We start from the raw sequence: 15,392 nt of genomic DNA, 5'->3' as shown, positions 1-15,392 counted from the left end.
ACCGGACAGACTTCCGCGGTTCGCTTGACGAACCGCACCCGGCACAGCCGGATTCGTTAAACCCGCCGGGACTACACCGGCCGATGAAAACCACAATTAGGAGAGATCGACAATGAAGCTTCGTCCTCTGCATGACCGCGTCGTCGTCCGTCGCAGCGAAGAAGAAAAGAAAACCGCTGGCGGTATCGTCCTGCCAGGTTCGGCTGCTGAAAAGCCAAACCAGGGTGAAGTCCTCGCTGTAGGTCCAGGCAAGGCCCTGGAAAACGGTGAAGTACGTGCGCTGTCCGTGAAAGTGGGTGACAAGGTTGTGTTCGGCCCTTACTCCGGTAGCAACACTGTGAAAGTTGATGGCGAAGACCTGCTGGTTATCGGCGAGAGCGAAATTCTCGCTGTTGTCGAAGGCTGATTTCCCGCTCATTTTCCCGCGACTACAAAGTATTTAAGGAATATCGATCATGGCTGCTAAAGAAGTTAAATTCGGCGATTCCGCCCGCAAGAAAATGCTCGCCGGTGTCAACGTCCTGGCTGACGCAGTAAAAGCGACCCTGGGCCCGAAAGGCCGTAACGTGATCATCGAGAAGAGCTTCGGCGCTCCGACCATCACCAAGGACGGCGTTTCCGTAGCCAAGGAAATCGAGCTGAAAGATCGCTTCGAAAACATGGGCGCGCAGCTGGTCAAAGACGTTGCCTCCCGTGCCAACGATGACGCCGGTGACGGCACCACCACTGCGACCGTACTGGCTCAGTCGATCGTCAACGAAGGCCTGAAAGCCGTCGCTGCCGGCATGAACCCGATGGACCTCAAGCGCGGCATCGACAAGGCGACCATCGCCATTGTCAAAGAGCTCAAAGCCCTGTCCAAGCCATGCGCTGACACCAAGGCGATCGCTCAGGTCGGCACCATCTCCGCCAACTCCGACAACTCCATCGGCGACATCATTGCCGAAGCCATGGAAAAAGTCGGTAAAGAAGGCGTGATCACCGTTGAAGAAGGCTCGGGCCTGGAAAACGAACTGTCGGTTGTTGAAGGCATGCAGTTCGACCGTGGCTACCTGTCCCCGTACTTCGTCAACAAGCCGGACACCATGACCGCCGAGCTCGACGGCCCGCTGATCCTGCTGGTGGACAAGAAGATCTCCAACATCCGCGAAATGCTGCCCGTGCTGGAAGCCGTTGCCAAAGCCGGTCGCCCACTGCTGATCGTGGCTGAAGACGTTGAAGGCGAAGCCCTGGCGACTCTGGTTGTGAACAACATGCGTGGCATCGTTAAAGTCGCAGCCGTCAAGGCTCCAGGCTTCGGCGACCGTCGCAAGGCCATGCTGCAGGACATCGCCGTACTGACCGGCGGTACCGTTATCTCCGAAGAGATCGGCCTGAGCCTGGAAAGCACCACCCTGGAGCACCTGGGTAACGCCAAGCGCGTGATCCTGTCCAAGGAAAACACCACCGTGATCGACGGTGCCGGCGTCGAGGCTGACATCCAGGCTCGCGTGACCCAGATCCGCGCACAAGTGGCCGAGACTTCGTCCGACTACGACCGTGAAAAGCTGCAAGAGCGTCTGGCCAAGCTGTCCGGCGGCGTTGCAGTGATCAAGGTCGGTGCAGGTTCCGAAGTTGAAATGAAAGAGAAGAAAGCCCGCGTTGAAGACGCCCTGCACGCTACCCGCGCAGCCGTCGAAGAAGGCGTGGTACCTGGCGGTGGCGTGGCACTGGTTCGTGCCCTGCAAGCCATCAGCGAACTCAAAGGCGACAACGATGACCAGAACGTGGGCATCCAGTTGCTGCGTCGCGCGGTAGAAGCACCGCTGCGCCAGATCGTTGCCAACTCCGGTGACGAGCCAAGCGTTGTGGTCGACAAGGTCAAGCAGGGTTCGGGTAACTACGGTTACAACGCTGCTACCGGCGAATACGGCGACATGATCGAAATGGGTATCCTGGACCCGGCCAAAGTGACTCGTTCGGCTCTGCAAGCGGCTTCGTCGATTGCCAGCCTGATGATCACCACCGAGGCGATGATCGCTGAAATCAAGGAAGACGCTCCAGCTGGCGGCGGCATGCCAGACATGGGCGGCATGGGTGGCATGGGCGGCATGATGTAAGCCAGCCTTACCCCTGTAGCGAAAAACCCCGCCTGCGAAAGCAAGCGGGGTTTTTTATTGCCTTGGATTTATCCCGTCATTGGGCTGGGCCCAGCTGTTTCTGTGCCAGCTGTTTCTGTGGGAGCAAAGCTTGCTCGCGATCACGGTGGGTCAGCTTGTCAGGATGCTGAAGCTGCCCTCGCAATCGCGAGCAAGCTTTGCTCCCACAGGGTTTGTCCGGGGGGCTTCAGGCATTGGCGGGACTGGTGACAGCGACACGCTCGGCTGTGGCGGCCGGTCGGTACAGGATGTAGTAGTAACACCCCAGGCAAATCAGCCAACAGAACACCGCCGTCCACACGTTATGGGAAAAGAAGTGCGCCCCTTGCATCATCCGCCCCAGGGAAAACACCGTGCCCAACGTGAAGGCGAGTACCAAGGCCCGGCGGGCCAGGCGCGGGCGGCGGTCGCGCAGGACGAAGAACAGCGCAAACAATGTGAACCCGGTGGCAGCGTGACCACCGGGCCAGCATCGACCGGGTTTGTCGGTGGCCGGGCGTGGGCTGAGCAGCTCACTGTAGGTTTCCTGGCCGCCGAATTCCTTCAGGCTCCAGGGGCATTGCACAGCCGTCACGGCTTTGATCGGGGTGACGAAAGACGTCGCCAGTGCCAAGGACAGCACCAGGCAACCCAGCTCGCGTTTGAACGGTTTGAGCCGGGCGATGAAAAACGTACCGATGAACCCGAGGATCGCCAGCACGGAGAACGCGATCACCACCTCCTTGGCTCGATCGTGCAGGATGTCCTCCAGAAAAAAACTGTGCCGACCGATAAAACCACCCGCCATCGGGTCGTAAAACAGCTTGGCCACGTCCATGTCCAGGGTGGTCAGTTCCAGCAGCACCAGAACGGCTGCGACAACGGCAGGCAGGCCCAAGGCAACCCGGAAATTCAGCGGCCTGGAAGCGGGGCGGAGGGCGGTGGAGACCATGGCAATACCTTTGATGGGAGTTTTCTTAAGCAGCGCGTTGCGCAGTCTGGCCTGCGCTGCGTTGGGGCGGTGTGAATGTTGGGTGAAAAACTCGTCAATGACCGTGCAGCCCTGTTCCTGGGTGCTTGACCTTTGTGGGAGCGAGCTTGCTCGCGAAAGCGTCGCTACATTCAACATGGATGGCGACTGATCCACCGCATTCGCGAGCAAGCTCGCTCCCACAGGGGACCCGCGCCGCTACGGCGGATACAACCCTAGCCGTGAGCCACGCTTGGCCGTAAGCTGCGCGGGCCAAGCCAGCCGTTAACTGTGTACGCAGAGGTACCCATGCGAATTCTATTGGTCGAAGACAACCGCGACATCCTGGCCAACCTGGCCGATTACCTGGGGCTCAAGGGCTACACCGTCGATTGCGCCCAGGACGGTTTGTCGGGGTTGCACCTGGCGGCGACCGAACATTACGACCTGATCGTGCTCGATATCATGCTGCCAGGCATCGATGGCTACACCTTGTGCAAGCGCCTGCGCGAAGACGCCCGGCGTGATACGCCGGTGATCATGCTCACCGCCCGGGACCAGTTGGACGATCGCCTGCAGGGCTTCAAGTCCGGTGCCGATGATTACCTGATCAAACCGTTCGCCTTGTCGGAACTGGCGGCGCGGATCGAAGCCGTCATGCGTCGAGCCCAGGGCGGTGGCCGGCGGGCCTTGCAGGTCGGCGACCTGAGCTACGACCTCGATACCCTTGAAGTGACGCGCGAAGGCAAGCTGCTCAAGCTCAACCCCGTCGGCCTGAAGCTGTTGGCGGTGCTGATGCAGAAAAGTCCCCATGTGCTGCGCCGCGAAATCCTCGAGGAAGCGTTGTGGGGTGACGATTGCCCGGACAGCGACAGCTTGCGCAGCCATGTCCATCAACTGCGCCAGGTCATCGACAAACCTTTCGACAAGCCGTTGTTGCACACCGTGCACGGCGTCGGCTATCGCCTGGCCGAGGGCCGCGATGGAGTTTAAGCAAAGCCTTGCCCAACGGATCATCATCGCGTTTGCGCTGATGAGCGCATTGGTGGCCGGTGCGTTCGCCATGGGCATCGTGGCGACGGTCCATCTGGTGGAAGAGAAACTGATTTCCGCCGGGCTTGGCGGTGATTTGCAACGCCTGCTGTTGATGGACAGTGTCTCGGACTGGAACCATCGGCCGGAACCCGACCAGTTGTTTTATTTCAGCGGCGGCCCGGGGGATTTCGAGTTGCCCAAGGATCTGCGCCATCTGGAGCGCGGTTTCCACGAGGTGTTTCGCGAGCAGTTGTCCTATCACGCCATGGTCGAGATCGTTGACGGTCGGCACTACGTGTTGCTGCAAGACCAGAGCGACTTCGAAGAGCGCGAACGGGTGCTGTTCGCCGTGGTGCTGGTGGGCTTCGTGCTCAGCCTGGCGCTGGCGGTATTTCTGGGCTGGGTCCTGGCCCGCCGTGTGATGGCGCCCGTGGTTCGTCTGGCCCGGCAAGTGCGTCATCGCGATCAGCTTCTGGGGCTCGCGCCGCCGCTGGCCCCGGACTATGCCGCCGATGAGGTGGGAGAACTGGCGGTGGCGTTCGACGCCACACTGGGACGTTTGCGCCAGGCCTTGACCCGCGAGCGGTTGTTTACCAGCGACGTGAGCCACGAGTTGCGCACACCGTTGATGGTCCTGGCGACCTCGTGTGAGTTGCTGTTGGAAAACCCGGCGCTGGATCCGCGCGGTCGTACCCAGGTCGAGCGTATCAATCGGGCCAGTGAAGAGATGCGCGAGCTGGTGCAGACCTTCCTGATGCTCGCCAGGGCCGAGCGTGAAGACAACGGCATGTCGCCTCGGCTGACCCTGGGGCAGGTGGCCGAGAACCTCCTTGGCGTATGGCGTGCGCCCATCGAATCCAAAGGCCTGACGCTGATCTTCGAACCTGGGCAAACCGTCGACACCCTGTATAACGCCACGTTCCTGACGGCCGTGATGGGCAATCTGTTGCGTAATGCCCTGCACTACACCGACCAGGGATTCATCCGCCTTTCGCTGACCACCACCGGATTCGTGGTCGAGGACAGCGGCGTGGGGATTCCTGAGGAGAAGCGCGAAGCGATGTTCGAGCCGTTCGTGCGCGGTAACGAAAAACGCGGCGAGGGCTTGGGATTGGGCTTGTCCCTGGTGCAGCGCATTTGCGAAAACCAGGGCTGGACAGTCAGCCTCAGTACGATGGAGCCCAATGGTTGCCATTTCGAAGTGGAATTGAATCCAAAGGGCTAAGCCCCTCTGTTGAAAAGTCTTGTAAATATTGGAGCGTTTACCTGACTTTATTTTCACAAAGGCATGACATTCCGATTCATAAGGTGGGCCGATCAGTCATCGAGGCCCACCTAATGTCCAAACCCATCAAGCTGGAATTTTCTGAAAAATACGACGAGCAGCACGCCAGGGAATATTTTCATAAGCATCGCCGTGGCTTGAGTCGCCGTCTGTCCAACCAGCGAGACCAACAACTGGCCCGGCGTGCATTGGCCCTCGTCGGAGACCCCGGCCTGGTCCTGGACCTGCCCTGCGGTGCCGGGCGCTTCTGGTCTTTGTTGGCCGAAAAGCCGAACCGAGTCATCATCGGCGCCGACAATTCCGAGGCCATGCTCAGTACTGCATTGGAGGCCCAACCGACCGATGTGGTGAAACGGGTACGGCCCTTGCACACTTCTGCGTTCGACATCGCCTTGCCTGATAACGCCGTCGACAGTATTTTTTGTATGCGTTTGTTGCATCACATCGGTGAACCCGCGCATCGATTGGCGATTCTGAAGGAATTCGAGCGTGTCAGCCGTGACAGCGTGATCGTTTCATTGTGGGTCGATGGCAATTTCAAGGCCTGGAAACGCAAGCGTCTGGAGCGCACCCGTGGGCAGAAAGACTACCAGAATCGATTTGTGTTACCGACAGATACAGTAGAGGAAGAGTTTCGACAGGCTGGGTTTCGCATTCAGGAACGGCTGGATTTCCTACCGCTCTATGCCATGTGGCGAGTTTATGTATTACGCAAGAGGTAAGAGCATGGTTGTGCAGGCAGTAGAGACAACTGGCATTTCCCGCAACAGCTTCGAACATTTTTGGAACCAGCAAGGTGAGTGGGTGGAAGAACCCAACGTGCGACGTGGCGGTGAAAGCGGCGTGCAGCGGATCAACAGCAACGACGGCGAGCTGTTGTATGCCAAGCGTCAAACGGGGCACATTTATCGCAGTTGGTTGTATCCGCTCGGTCGACCGACCGTGCTGCGTGAGCAAGACGCGTTGCTGGCGTTGACCCAGTTGAATGTCCGCGTGCCAGAGCTGATCTTTTGTGGTGCCCAGCGTGACCCCGACCACAAGTGGCGTGCGCTGTTAGTGACCCATGCGCTGGAAGGCTTCGAGGAGATCGAGCATTGGTATGCCGGCGGCGGACGTGAGCGCCATGGCGAAGCGGTGCATGATCAAATCCTCCAGGCCCTGGCTGAGAACCTGGCCCGCATGCACAAGGGCCGTTGGCAGCATGGCTGCCTCTACATCAAGCATGTTTTTGTGCGGGTGACAGGAGAGGGCGAAGCGGCCAAGGCCGAAGTGGCCCTGCTGGATCTGGAGAAATGTCGCCAGCGTCTGACTGCCCGGCGTGCGGCCTCCCATGACCTGAAGCAACTGCGGCGCCATTCGTCGTTCAGCGATGTCGATTGGAAAAAACTCGTCTACTTTTATGAGACGGCGTTTGGCAGCGCTATCAAAGGTTTATAGCCATGAAACTAGAAATTGCTAGAGGTTTGTTTTTAGTCGGAGCCCTGGCAGTTGCGTCAATGGCGGTGGCTGTATGGGAACAGCCACGCTCGCAGATCCTCAGTGCCTCCAGTGAGGGGGCGCATTGTCCCCTGCCGCGTGTGGCAAAGGCGAGCGAAGCGATCCGACCGGACGATGATCTGCTGCTGTTCATGTTCAGCCTGTCCCAGGGGATGAGGCCTCAGAGTTGAACATCACGAAGCCAAAAAGGCCTCGCTTGTGCGAGGCCTTTTTTTCTGCCGCAATCACCAGTCGAGCACTAAAACCTGTGGTGAGGGAGCTTGCTCCCCTGGACCGCGAAGCGGTCCCAATCGATTGCTCAGGTAGCCTTGGCGCATTGACGACGGCTTCGCAGCCGAGCGGGAGCAAGCTCCCTCGCCACAAAAACCATCCGGTTCCCTTCTGGCCGCCTTCAGGGTTTATCGGGTTTGGCCAGCAGTGTGTAGACGCAGGGCAGCACAAACAGGGTGAACAAGGTGCCAATCGACATGCCCGTGGCGATCACCGTGCCGATGTCGAAGCGGCTCACTGCCCCGGCGCCTGTGGCGAAGATGAGCGGCACCATGCCGAACACCATCGCCGCGGTGGTCATCAGCACCGGTCGCAGACGAATCGACGCGGCTTGTTCCACGGCTTCGCGCGGCGACAGGTTCTGTTCCCTGCGCAACTGGTTGGCGAACTCGACAATCAGGATCCCGTGCTTGCTGATCAGGCCGATCAACGTCACCAGGCCCACCTGGGTATAGATGTTCATGCTCGACCAGCCGAGGAACAGCGGAATCAGGGCGCCGCAGATGGACAACGGCACGGTCACCAGGATCACCAGCGGATCCCGGAAGCTTTCGAACTGCGCGGCCAGCACCAGGAAGATAATCGCCAGGGCCAGGGCAAAGGTCACCCACAACGCGCTGCCCTCCTGTACGAATTGGCGTGAAGCCCCGGCGTAATCGAAGGCGAACCCCACCGGCGCTTCCTCCCGGGCGATCTGGCGGACGGTCTCGATGGCCTCGCCCATGCTCACGATGGGAAAGCCTGAAATCGTCACCGCATTGAGCTGCTGGAACTGGTTCAGTTGTCGCGGCCGCGCCCGGTCGCTGACCTTGATCAGGGTCGATAGCGGTAGCGATTCACCCTTGGCATTTTTCACGTAGTAATTGTTCAGCCAGTCCGGGTTGTCCCGGAACGGCCGTTCGACCTGGGCGATGACCTTGTAGCTGCGGCCTTCGAGGGTGAAGCGATTGATCTCCGATTCCCCCAGCAGCGTCGCCAGGGTGCCGCCCAGGTCCTGCATGGAAACGCCCATCTGGGCGGCCTTGGCGCGATCGATATCCACCACGACTTCTGGCTTGTCGAACGCAAGGTCGATGTCCATGAAGGCGAATTTGCCGGATTCCAATGCGCGCTTTTTGACCCGGTCGGCAACCTCCAGCAGCGTTGCGTAGTCCTTCGGGGAGTTGATGACGAACGCGAACGGCAAGCCTTCGCCGGTGCCCGGCAGCGAGGGCAGGTTGAAGCCGAAGATCTGCAAGCCAGGCACGCTTTCCAGCTTGGCCTGCACCTCGGGCAGGATTTCCATCTGGGTGCGGTCGCGTTCGTTCCAGGGCTTGAGCAGGAAGCCGCCGATGCCCGACTGCACGCCGTTGTAGCCATTGATCTGGAAGGAGGAGTAGTACTCCGGGAACTCCTTGAAAATGGTAATGAAGTGATCGGTATAGGTGTTCAGGTAGTCGAGGTTGGTGGGCTGCGGGGCGTTGGCCATCATGAAGATGATGCCCTGGTCCTCGTCGGGAGCCAGTTCGGACTTGCTGAACATGACCAGCACCGGGATCAGCAGCAGCACGATCACCGCGAACACCAGCACCACCGGCCGGGTGTTGAGCGTGCCATGGAGCATGCGCTGGTAACGGCTCTTCAAGCGTTCGAAGAGCGTGTCCAGCCGATGGGCCAGCCCCGAGGGGTTCTCATCGTGACGCAGGAGCAGGGCGCACATCATGGGCGACAGGGTCAGGGCGACGATCCCGGAGATCACCACCGCGCCAGCCAGGGTCAAGGCGAACTCCTTGAACAAGGCGCCCGTCAGGCCCTCGAGCAGGCCGATCGGTGCATACACCGCCGCCAGGGTGATGGTCATCGAGACCACCGGCATGGCGATTTCCCGGGCACCTTCTATCGCGGCGTCGAACGGAGTCTTGCCTTCCTCGATGTGCCGATGAATGTTTTCCACCACCACGATGGCGTCGTCCACCACCAGGCCGATGGCGAGCACCATGGCCAGCAGCGTCAGCAGGTTCATCGAGTAGCCCATCAACTGCATGAAAAACATCACGCCGATCATCGACAGCGGGATGGTCACCACCGGGATGATCACCGAACGCAGGGCGCCGAGGAACAGGAACACCACGACGATGACGATCAGCACCGCTTCGAACAGGGTCTTCACCACCTCGTCGAGGGAAGCCTGGATGAACAGGGTGGCGTCGTAGGCAATCTCGGCCTTGAGGTTGGTCGGCAGTTGCGCCTCCATCTCCGGCATGATCTTGCGCACTTCCTTGATCACATCCAGCGGGTTCGCGCCCGGCGTGGCCTTGATCCCGATGTACACCGAAGGCGTGCCACCAAAGGAGCTGATGGTGTCGTAGTTCTCGGCGCCCATTTCCACGCGGGCCACGTCCCGCAGCAACACGCGGCTGTCGCCGTCGGTCTTGAGCGGGATCGCGGCGAAGGCCTCGGCGGACTTGAGTTCGGTGTTGGCGTTGATGCTGGTGACGACGTATTCGCCTTTCACTTCACCGGCGGCGGAGAGGAAGTTGTGCTGGCGCACGGCATTGGTCACGTCGGCGGCGGTCAGGCCGAAGCCGGCGAGCTTGACCGGGTCCAGCCACAGGCGCATGGCGAAGACCTGGTTGCCGAGGATCTCCGCCTCGGCCATGCCGGGCAGTGTCGCCAGCTTGGGCTGGACCACCCGTGACAGGTAGTCGGTGATCTGCGGGTTGTTCAGTTCCTTGCTGAAGAAGCTGATGTACATCAGCGCCGAGGCATCGGCGGCCTCGCGGCTGAGGACCGGGTCCTCGGCATCCTGGGGCAACTGGTTCTTGACCTCGTTGGCCTTGGCCAGCAGTTCGGTAAAGAGCCGGTCGCTGTTGGAGCCGATGCGGGCATAGACCGAAATCACCGAGAAGTTCTGGCGACTGACCGAGGTCATGTAGTCGATGCCCTCGGCACTGGCCAGGCTCTGCTGCATCGGTTGGGTGATGTAGCCCTGGATGGTCTCGGCGTTGGCCCCGGGGTAGGCAGTGGTCACTGTGATCAGGGCGTTTTCCATTTGTGGATACTGGCGCAGGGGCAGCTTGCTCCAGGCCTGGAAGCCCAGCAGTACGATCAACAGGCTGACCACGGTGGCGAGCACCGGACGACGGATGAACGGATCGGTAAAAGCCATGGGGGTTCCTTGATCAGTCCGCGCGCGGCGTGCTGTTCTGTTCGGTCAGGGTCTTGTCGTCGCTGATGGCGATCGGCGTACCGTTATCGAGCTTGATCTGGCCGGCGATCACGACTTGTTCGCCGCTCTGCACGCCCTTGGAAACCAGCACTTGGCCGTCGCGTCGCTCGCCGGTTTCAACGAAACGCCGTTCGGCGATCAGGACGGGCTGGCCCTTGTCGTCTTTCTCGACGGTGCCGTCGGCGGCTTTCTTTTGCGTCACCACGTACATGGAGTTGCCGTAGAGGGTGTAGGTCACGGCGCTTTCCGGCACGACGATGCCGGCGGCCACGTCCGGCAGGATCACCTGCAGGTTGGCGAACATGCCGGGCAGCAGCTTGCCGTCGGGGTTGGCCAGGGTGGCGCGCACCAGGACGTTGCGGGTGCTGTCCTCGACCTTGGGGTTGATCGCGCTGATGGTGCCGACGAAGGTCTGCCCGGGATAGGCCGAGACGCTGACGTTGACCGATTGGGCTACAGCGAGCCGGGGCACGCTTTGCTCAGGCACGTAGAAGTCCACGTACAGGCTGCTGAGGTCTTGCAGGGTGGCGATCACCGTGCCACTGGCCAGGTAGTCGCCGACATCCACCTGGCGAATGCCGATGGTGCCGCTGAACGGCGCCAGGATGTGTTTCTTGGCCAGCGACGCCTTGAGTTGGTTGACCGTGGCCTGGTTCTTCTTCAGTTGCGCCGAGAGCCGGTCGAATTCGCCCTTGGAGATCGCCTGGCTGCCCACCAGCTGTCGGCCGCGACCGAAATCCACTTGCGACAGGCCCAGGTCGGCCTCGGCGGTTTCCAGCAGGGCGCTTTCGACTTCGCTGTCCAGTTGCAGGAGCGGCTGACCAACCTTGACCTTTTGCCCCGACTGGAACTGCACCTTCTGCACGGTCCCGGCGATCTCCAGGCTCAGGTCCACCCCTTGCAGGGCCTTCAGACTGCCCACGGTGGGCAGGCGAGCCTGCCAGGGTTGCTGGGCGGCCGTGGCCACGGCGACGCTGATCGGAGGTTTTGGCTCGGAGAACGACTGGATCTCCTGGTAAACGGAAAAGGCCTTGTAGCCGGCGAGCAACAGCACTACCAGCAGGACAACACCCAACATGATCAGCATGCGGCGTCGCAGCATGTTCCACTTCCTTGGAAAAAAATTGAGAGAAAATACAGATAGGCGGGCACATTACCCTGAGAGTGCGGGCTATTCCAGATGCTGACGGGCCCGTGGTGCGTGGGACTTTTCCGAAAAGCAGGGAGCTTGGCGCCGATGGCGCTTCGCTCCCTTGTTCAGACCAGATGCAAATGGTTGTCCCAGAGCCCTGCCGGCAGATCCAGGGGTTTTGCAACCAGTTGTGTCTGACGACAATCGTAATAGCGGCAACGTCCCTGGCCCGACGTCACGACAAAACCGTCGGCTACCGCGCCCACGCCGGCACAGTCCGGCAAGGGTGCATCCAGGCGGACTTCGCCACTGTCCAGGTCCCAGATGAAGAAGCGGTTGCCGCGCGGGGCGGTCAGGGCCACCAGGCGCAGGTCGCTGTGCACAGCGACGCTGGCGGTGTAGTGCCCCATGGCCTGCAATTGTTCTTCGGGCACCGGGAATGCGTGGAACGGCTGCCCTGGCCGTTTGATCGCCACCAGTTCCGACGATTCGTGGGCAGCGCCCATGAACTGCTGGCCAGAGACGATGGTGCCGTCACTGGCGATGCCAAGGTGGCGCACGCTGTTCATCGATTGGGCGAGGGTTTCCTTGCTCAGCAGGATGCCATCGCGTTGCATCAGCACCAGGCTCGGTTCCATGGCGTCGAGGTTCATTTCGACCCGGCTTTCGGCCTCGGTGCGAATGCCGCCGTTGGCCACCACCAGCGTCTCGCCATCGGGCATCCAGGACACCTGGTGAGGGCCGATGCCATGGGTGGATATCTCGCCGCTGTGCACCAGCCGCTCGCCTTCGAAACGGTAAACGCCCAACAGGCCGCGTCCCGGGTCGGTGGTGTCGTTCTCGGTGGCGTACAGCCATTCGCCGCTGTTATGGATGACCGCGTGGCCGTAGAAATGCCGGTTCGGCAGCGAGGCGATGGTTTGCAGCAGCGCCCCGTCGCGCAGGTCGATCAAGTAGCTTTCGGTGCCTGGACGACGGGCGACGAACAGCGCAATCGGCTGCGTCGGGTGATTGATGATGTCATGGCAGCGTTGGCCGACCTGGGTGGCGAACACCCGCGTGCCGTCCAGTCGATAGCCGACGGCGTAGTGCTTGCCGTCGCCATCGTCCCGTGCCGAAAGCAAGAGTGGGTGCTTGTCCTTTTGCTTGAACAGCGTCCAGCCGCCCAGGGTGACGGCGCCGAGCAGCAAACTGCCCAGTGCCAGGACCTGACGTCGAAACATGATCAGTCACCGTCGTTGGCATTGAAGCCCAGTTGAATGCCCAGCGCCTTGGCCAGTTCGCCTTCGTGCAGGCGATGGACGACGTTGAGGCTGTCGTACAAATCGTTGAGTTGCTGGCGCCCGGCATCGTCGTTGAGCATTTCGGTCAAGGAGCGCTGGCTGCTGGCGAACAGTTTCAAGGAGGCATCGTAGGCGGCGTCGATCTTGTCCGCCAACGGTTTCTGGTCGCTTGGCAGCAGGCCGCGCAGGCCCTTGTTGTCCACCCCGGCCCAGACGGTCCTGGCCGCGCTCAGGCTGGCTTCCAGCCCTTGCAACGACGACTGGCTGCGCCAGGCATCGGCCTGGAATGGCTGAGGTACGCCCTTGCTCTGGCGGCCCATCGGCGTGCCGAGTTTTTTCTTCAGCGTGTCCAGGGCCGTGACCTGCACGCGCAGCAGATCGGCGATGGCCTCGTGGGAGTCGGCGTAGCGCTGGTTGGGGAACTTGCTCATCTGCGCGAGCATGCCGTCGTTGGCGTTCCAACCCGACAGGATCTCTTCGGCCAGTTGTTTCTGGCGTTCGCCGATGGCGGTGAGCAGCGGGCAGTACTTGGCTTTCTGGGCACTGTCGGCCATGTCGATTTTCGCGTCGAACAGCAGGTATTCGTAGGCCGAGAGCCCTTGTACGACCACGCTGGACTTGGCCAGGCCGGCGGCGTCGATCTGTGGCTGGCTGTTGACCAGTTGCTCGACCTGGCGACCCACCAGGTTTTTCTTGTCCGGCCAGAACTGCACCTGCCATGCGCGATTGCCCTCGGCCAGCGGGCCGATCAACAGGGGTTGCAACTCGGCCCAGGCTTTTTGCGCCTTGAGGAAGTCGGCGCGGGCGGTGTCCAGGTTTTCCTTGCCTTGGCAGAACGCCAGGGCGCTGGTTGCCAGTTGCCGGTCGGCGTCGACCCAGCGGCTGTAGGTCGGCAGGATCACCTGCTTGGCGATGGCGGCCGAGGTGACCGCTTGCGGGTCCTGGGGCGAGCAGGCACCCAGGGCGAGGGCGGCGAGGCTGGTGAACAACAGCTTGGGACGGAACATGTCAGGCTCCCATTTCTGGAAAAGGCATTTAAAGGGAATTCAGAAAGGCCAGCAACGCAGCGCGTTGCTCGGCATTGAACGCTAAAACCTGGCGTTGCGCCGCTTGTGCTTCGCCGCCATGCCACAGCACGGCTTCGAGCAGGTTGCGGGCACGACCGTCATGCAGGAACTGGGTGTGGCCGTTAACGGTTTCAGTCAGGCCGATGCCCCACAGCGGCGGGGTTCGCCAATCACGGCCGCTGGCCTTGAATTCGCTGCGGTTATCGGCCAGGCCTTCGCCCATGTCGTGCAGCAGCAGGTCGCTGTAGGGGCGGATGACCTGGTTGGCAAGCTCCGGTTCAGCGGCGTTGGCAGCGGTGGTGTATTTGGGGGTGTGGCAAGACTGGCAACCGGTTTGGAAAAACAGATTCTTGCCCGCCAATACCTGGGGAGAATTCACCTCGCGACGGGCCGGTACGGCGAGGTTACGGCTGTAGAACAGCACCAGTCGCAGGATGTTGTCGCTGACTTCCGGCTCGCCGTCCGGGCCGTTGCCGCTGGGGGCGCGCTTGCAATCGACCTGGGTTTCGGTGCAGTCGTCGAAGGGCCGCAGGCTCGTCGTCAGGCCCATGTCACCGGAGAACGCATGGACGTTCTGTTGGTTGAGGTTGGGTTGGCCGGCCTTCCAGCCAAACCGTCCAAGTACGGTTTTCTGTTGGGCATCGTCCCAGACCTGGTTGGGACGACCGGAAATGCCGTTGTTTTCCCGCGCCTGGGCTTTGGCGTTGGCCAGGATGGCTTCGTCAGGAATCGCCTCCAGCAACCCCAGGCCGATCATCGGCGGAGCGACACGGGCGGAAAAGCGCGTGTCCGGGTGCATCGGCCCATAGGCCAATTGGGTGATCTGCAGGTTTGGCTTGCGCAGCTCCACGACGGTGCCGTCCTTGAAGCGCACCGGGACGGGGCTGTAATCGACCCGGACTTTACCTTCGGGAGCGACACCGGGGACGGACATGTCCTGCAACTGCCCGCCGTAAACCGGTTCCGGCACCACCCCCAGTTGTTCGACGACCTTGGCGTAGGCTGGCGCATCGGGAATCGACAGGCGCACCAGCATCGACACCGCGCTGCTCGCGTCCGGCGCCGGCGGATGGCCGCGACCGTCCTTGATGTGGCAGTTCTGGCAGGCGTTGGTGTTGAACAAGGGACCGAGGCCATCGCGGGCGGTGGTGGTCGAGGGGGCGATCACCCACGGGCTGCGGAAGAAGCTGTTGCCGACGCTGAAATCCACGCGCCGCGAAGGTGGCAGGTTGGCCGAGGGCAGGGAAAAGGCGTTCTGATCGCTCTTGCGAACCGTCGCGGCGCCACCGGAACGGGCTTCACCCGGTTCGGCCTGGGTAAAACGCGGGGCATCATCGCAGGCACTCAGGCCCAGGGCCATGAACAGTGCACATAAACGAAGAGGCAACGACGGCATCGGGCGACCTGGGAGATAGGTGAAAAGAGGGCGCAAAGTCTAACAGGGCGGGGCAGTTTGAATAAGAGGAATTATCGTTTGGTTAATGAGGTCGCGCTTGATTCACCGTGGCGAGGGAGCTTGCTCCCGCTC

Annotated in this window: 13 protein-coding genes; 7 read left to right on the top strand and 6 right to left on the bottom strand. The window is 61.2% G+C overall.

The features are described from left to right. Positions 1–112: 112 nt before the first annotated feature. Positions 113–406: a co-chaperone GroES gene (locus J4E53_RS07645; RefSeq protein ID WP_024619193.1), complete on the top strand. Its 294-nt coding sequence runs from the start codon at positions 113–115 to the stop codon at positions 404–406. A gap of 49 nt (positions 407–455) precedes the next feature. After that, positions 456–2,099: a chaperonin GroEL gene (gene groL / locus J4E53_RS07640; protein ID WP_053124505.1), complete on the top strand. Its 1,644-nt coding sequence runs from the start codon at positions 456–458 to the stop codon at positions 2,097–2,099. Positions 2,100–2,325: 226 nt separating this feature from the next. Here groL and J4E53_RS07635 read toward each other — a convergent pair whose 3' ends face one another. Further along, positions 2,326–3,069, bottom strand: coding sequence for a phosphatase PAP2 family protein (locus J4E53_RS07635; protein WP_060740955.1), 744 nt, complete (start codon positions 3,067–3,069; stop codon positions 2,326–2,328). Positions 3,070–3,396: 327 nt separating this feature from the next. On the opposite strand from J4E53_RS07635, the gene colR reads away from it, so the two are divergent. The 5 genes from colR (at position 3,397) to J4E53_RS07610 (ending at position 7,074) form a co-directional block, all read left to right on the top strand. After that, a complete protein-coding gene (colR, locus tag J4E53_RS07630; protein WP_025215158.1) occupies positions 3,397–4,080 on the top strand; it encodes a two-component system response regulator ColR in 684 nt (227 codons plus the stop codon). Continuing rightward, complete coding sequence (locus tag J4E53_RS07625) at positions 4,070–5,347, top strand: HAMP domain-containing sensor histidine kinase (RefSeq protein WP_103308464.1); 1,278 nt, start codon at positions 4,070–4,072, stop codon at positions 5,345–5,347. The genes colR and J4E53_RS07625 overlap by 11 nt, the downstream gene beginning before the upstream one ends. 113 nt (positions 5,348–5,460) lie before the next feature. After that, the gene (locus J4E53_RS07620; protein ID WP_060740957.1) at positions 5,461–6,129 is read left to right on the top strand and encodes a class I SAM-dependent methyltransferase; all 669 of its coding nucleotides are present in this window, start codon (positions 5,461–5,463) and stop codon (positions 6,127–6,129) included. A 4-nt stretch (positions 6,130–6,133) separates the two neighbouring features. Further along, the gene (locus J4E53_RS07615; RefSeq protein WP_103308463.1) at positions 6,134–6,844 is read left to right on the top strand and encodes a lipopolysaccharide kinase InaA family protein; all 711 of its coding nucleotides are present in this window, start codon (positions 6,134–6,136) and stop codon (positions 6,842–6,844) included. A gap of 2 nt (positions 6,845–6,846) precedes the next feature. After that, on the top strand, positions 6,847–7,074 hold the full coding sequence (locus J4E53_RS07610; protein WP_060740959.1) for a hypothetical protein: 228 nt from the start codon (positions 6,847–6,849) through the stop codon (positions 7,072–7,074). Positions 7,075–7,295: 221 nt separating this feature from the next. Here the strand turns inward: J4E53_RS07610 and J4E53_RS07605 are convergent, their stop codons facing one another. From J4E53_RS07605 to J4E53_RS07585, 5 genes are all read right to left on the bottom strand, one after another. Continuing rightward, the gene (locus J4E53_RS07605) at positions 7,296–10,322 is read right to left on the bottom strand and encodes a multidrug efflux RND transporter permease subunit (protein ID WP_060740960.1); all 3,027 of its coding nucleotides are present in this window, start codon (positions 10,320–10,322) and stop codon (positions 7,296–7,298) included. 13 nt (positions 10,323–10,335) lie between these two features. After that, complete coding sequence (locus J4E53_RS07600) at positions 10,336–11,484, bottom strand: efflux RND transporter periplasmic adaptor subunit (protein ID WP_060740961.1); 1,149 nt, start codon at positions 11,482–11,484, stop codon at positions 10,336–10,338. Positions 11,485–11,639: 155 nt separating this feature from the next. Continuing rightward, a complete protein-coding gene (locus J4E53_RS07595; RefSeq protein WP_103308462.1) occupies positions 11,640–12,737 on the bottom strand; it encodes a DUF1513 domain-containing protein in 1,098 nt (365 codons plus the stop codon). A gap of 2 nt (positions 12,738–12,739) precedes the next feature. After that, positions 12,740–13,804 (bottom strand): imelysin family protein, encoded by a 1,065-nt coding sequence (locus J4E53_RS07590; protein ID WP_060740963.1) that lies wholly within the window; start codon positions 13,802–13,804, stop codon positions 12,740–12,742. Positions 13,805–13,832: 28 nt separating this feature from the next. Continuing rightward, positions 13,833–15,260: a di-heme oxidoredictase family protein gene (locus J4E53_RS07585; RefSeq protein WP_103308461.1), complete on the bottom strand. Its 1,428-nt coding sequence runs from the start codon at positions 15,258–15,260 to the stop codon at positions 13,833–13,835. Between the last annotated feature and the right edge of the window lie 132 nt (positions 15,261–15,392).

Source organism: Pseudomonas sp. FW305-28 (assembly GCF_017351395.1).
GTDB lineage: Bacteria > Pseudomonadota > Gammaproteobacteria > Pseudomonadales > Pseudomonadaceae > Aquipseudomonas > Aquipseudomonas fluorescens_AA.
Note: the sequence above shows the minus strand (reverse complement) of the source record. Positions and strands in the feature narration are given on the sequence as shown.

Bases quoted from the DNA above. Each gene is read 5' to 3' on its own strand.
- J4E53_RS07620 (WP_060740957.1), top strand. From the start codon at position 5,461: ATGTCCAAACCCATCAAGCTGGAATTTTCTGAAAAATACGACGAGCAG.
- colR (WP_025215158.1), top strand. From the start codon at position 3,397: ATGCGAATTCTATTGGTCGAAGACAACCGCGACATCCTGGCCAACCTG.
- J4E53_RS07605 (WP_060740960.1), bottom strand. From the start codon at position 10,322: ATGGCTTTTACCGATCCGTTCATCCGTCGTCCGGTGCTCGCCACCGTG.
- J4E53_RS07615 (WP_103308463.1), top strand. From the start codon at position 6,134: ATGGTTGTGCAGGCAGTAGAGACAACTGGCATTTCCCGCAACAGCTTC.
- J4E53_RS07585 (WP_103308461.1), bottom strand. From the start codon at position 15,260: ATGCCGTCGTTGCCTCTTCGTTTATGTGCACTGTTCATGGCCCTGGGC.
- J4E53_RS07645 (WP_024619193.1), top strand. From the start codon at position 113: ATGAAGCTTCGTCCTCTGCATGACCGCGTCGTCGTCCGTCGCAGCGAA.
- J4E53_RS07635 (WP_060740955.1), bottom strand. From the start codon at position 3,069: ATGGTCTCCACCGCCCTCCGCCCCGCTTCCAGGCCGCTGAATTTCCGG.
- J4E53_RS07610 (WP_060740959.1), top strand. From the start codon at position 6,847: ATGAAACTAGAAATTGCTAGAGGTTTGTTTTTAGTCGGAGCCCTGGCA.
- J4E53_RS07595 (WP_103308462.1), bottom strand. From the start codon at position 12,737: ATGTTTCGACGTCAGGTCCTGGCACTGGGCAGTTTGCTGCTCGGCGCC.
- J4E53_RS07600 (WP_060740961.1), bottom strand. From the start codon at position 11,484: ATGCTGCGACGCCGCATGCTGATCATGTTGGGTGTTGTCCTGCTGGTA.
- J4E53_RS07590 (WP_060740963.1), bottom strand. From the start codon at position 13,804: ATGTTCCGTCCCAAGCTGTTGTTCACCAGCCTCGCCGCCCTCGCCCTG.
- groL (WP_053124505.1), top strand. From the start codon at position 456: ATGGCTGCTAAAGAAGTTAAATTCGGCGATTCCGCCCGCAAGAAAATG.
- J4E53_RS07625 (WP_103308464.1), top strand. From the start codon at position 4,070: ATGGAGTTTAAGCAAAGCCTTGCCCAACGGATCATCATCGCGTTTGCG.